At 67.8% G+C, this 2,659-nt stretch carries 2 protein-coding genes and 1 pseudogene; all 3 read left to right on the forward strand.

Features of this window, described 5'->3' with window-relative positions; genetic code table 11:
- The first annotated feature begins 680 nt into the window (after positions 1–680).
- Entirely contained in the window at positions 681–1,187 is a 507-nt protein-coding gene (gene ectA, locus ACFV5H_RS37710) for a diaminobutyrate acetyltransferase (RefSeq protein WP_385059572.1), read from the forward strand.
- A gap of 77 nt (positions 1,188–1,264) precedes the next feature.
- On the forward strand, positions 1,265–2,536 hold the full coding sequence (gene ectB, locus ACFV5H_RS37715; RefSeq protein WP_385059569.1) for a diaminobutyrate--2-oxoglutarate transaminase: 1,272 nt from the start codon (positions 1,265–1,267) through the stop codon (positions 2,534–2,536).
- Positions 2,537–2,571: 35 nt separating this feature from the next.
- Positions 2,572–2,659 (forward strand): annotated as a pseudogene (gene ectC / locus ACFV5H_RS37720) (L-ectoine synthase); the annotation flags it as partial.

Here is a 2,659-nt window from a genome sequence, read left to right on the forward strand (position 1 = left end):
CGCTGCCCCCGGACCCCCGCTCCTCAAACGCCGGAGGGGCTGGAATCAGCCTGTCCGGCGTTTGAGGACGAGGCCCGTTCAGGGCCGATGGGGGTCTGGGGGCGCAGCCCCCGGGGACGGGACGGGAAGGGGCGGCGGGGGCGACATCAATGGCGGCGGACGATCCGGTCACCGCGCCGGGCGTTCCCTTCGTGGCAACCGTCCACGTTGCCGAGGGTCCGGTCGCCGGGGCGGAGGCCGGTCCGCCCGAGGGCTCGTCCACCCGATCGAGGAGTACGCGCGGCGCGACGGTCACGCCCGCCTCCTGCGGGAGCGTATCGACGGGGTAACCGGACCGTGAATTCCGTGGGATTATCGAAATCCCTCGCACAGATTCTCCCCAGACATTCTTCCGCTTATTTCCCGATTACCTTCCGGAACAGCTTCCCGTCTTCTTCTGCCCGGTTTCCTCGACCCTAAACGACACGATTTCGCGAGCTTTCCGGGCGCCGTCACGGGAGTTACACAGTTGTGACCAGTCCCACATCGCGCCCGCTTTACACCATATGCACCGCTCAAATGCGGGCATATCACCGACCCCTCGCGCGACCACACCCGCACGCGCGATAACACAGATCAAGTCGGCACGTAACCCCGACAGACGATGCAATTTTGAATTTACCTGGGTAAGTTCAATTTGCATGACTGCCGCACAAACAGACCTGCAAATCGACCGCCCCACCGTGGCGGACGGAGCCGTGCTGTGGCGGATAGCCAAGGACTCGAAGGTCCTCGACCTGAACTCGTCGTACAGCTATCTGCTGTGGTGCCGTGACTTCGCCGCCACCTCGGCCGTCGCCCGCGACGAGCGCGGAGAGCCGATCGGCTTCGTCAGCGGATACCTGCGGCCGGACAGCCCGCGCACCCTGTTCGTCTGGCAGGTCGCGGTCGACGCGTCGTACCGCGGCCGCGGTCTCGCCGCGGCGATGCTCGACGGACTGGCCGCCCGGACCGCCGAGGAGCACCAGGTGGACACCGTGGAGACCACCATCACGCCGGGGAACACCGCGTCCGAGCGCCTGTTCACCGCGTTCGCGGAGCGTCACGGCGCCCTGCTGGAGCGCGAGGTGCTGTTCGACGCCGGCCGGTTCCCCGACGGGCCGCACGACCCCGAGGTGCTGTACCGCATCGGGCCGCTCACGCGCTGACCGCGCGGCCCGGCCCCTGGACTTCCGACTTCTTCCGACTCCCTCTGACCTCCCACGCCACCGAGGAGCGATTCGTCGTGACCATCACCCAGCCCGACCTCAGCGTCTTCGAGACCCTCGAGTCCGAGGTACGCAGCTACTGCCGCGGCTGGCCCACCGTCTTCGACCGTGCGCACGGCAGCCGCATGTACGACGAGGACGGCCACGAGTACCTCGACTTCTTCGCCGGAGCCGGCTCACTCAACTACGGGCACAACAACCCCGTGCTGAAACGGGCCCTGATCGACTACCTGGAGCGGGACGGCGTCACGCACGGCCTCGACATGTCGACGACGGCCAAGCGCGCCTTCCTGGAGTCCTTCCAGAACTACGTCCTCCGCCCGCGCGACCTGCCGTACAAGGTCATGTTCCCGGGCCCGACGGGCACCAACGCCGTGGAGTCCGCGCTGAAGCTGGCGCGGAAGGTGAAGGGGCGCGAGGCGATCGTGTCGTTCACCAACGCCTTCCACGGCATGTCGCTGGGCTCGCTCGCCGTGACCGGCAACGCCTTCAAGCGGGCCGGCGCCGGCATCCCGCTGGTGCACGGCACCCCGATGCCGTTCGACAACTACTTCGACGGCAAGGTCGAGGACTTCCTCTGGTTCGAGCGGCTCCTGGAGGACCAGGGCTCCGGCCTCAACAAGCCCGCCGCCGTGATCGTCGAGACCGTGCAGGGCGAGGGCGGCATCAACGTCGCCCGGCCCGAGTGGCTGCGCGCCCTGGCCGACCTGTGCGAACGCCAGGACATGCTGCTCATCGTCGACGACATCCAGATGGGCTGCGGCCGTACCGGCGCCTTCTTCTCCTTCGAGGAGGCGGGCATCACGCCCGACATCGTCACCGTCTCCAAGTCGATCAGCGGCTACGGCCTGCCGATGGCGCTGACCCTGTTCAAGCCCGAACTGGACGTCTGGGAGCCGGGCGAGCACAACGGCACCTTCCGTGGCAACAACCCCGCCTTCGTCACGGCCACCGCGGCCCTGGAGGCGTACTGGGCCGACGGCTCCGCGATGGAGAAGCAGACCCGTACGCGCGGCGAGCAGGTCGAGCAGGCGCTGATCGCCATCACCGAGGAGAACCTCGCCGACGTCAAGGAGTACCGCGGTCGCGGCCTGGTGTGGGGCCTGGAGTTCCACGACAAGGAGCGCGCGGGCCGCATCGCCAAGCGCGCCTTCGAACTCGGGCTGCTCATCGAGACGTCCGGCCCCGAGAGCGAGGTCGTCAAGCTGCTGCCGTCCCTGACCATCACCCCGGACGAGCTGGACGAGGGCCTCACCACCCTCGCCCGCGCCGTCCGGGAAACCGCCTGAAACACACATCCGAGCCGAGGAGGCATCGCACCACCGTGATCGTCCGTTCGTTCAAGGAGCTCGAAGGCACCGACCGGCACGTGAAGTCGGCGTCCGGCACCTGGGAGAGCAAGCGCATCGTCC

This window comes from Streptomyces sp. NPDC059787, from assembly GCF_042732315.1.
Classification (GTDB): domain Bacteria; phylum Actinomycetota; class Actinomycetes; order Streptomycetales; family Streptomycetaceae; genus Streptomyces; species Streptomyces atrovirens.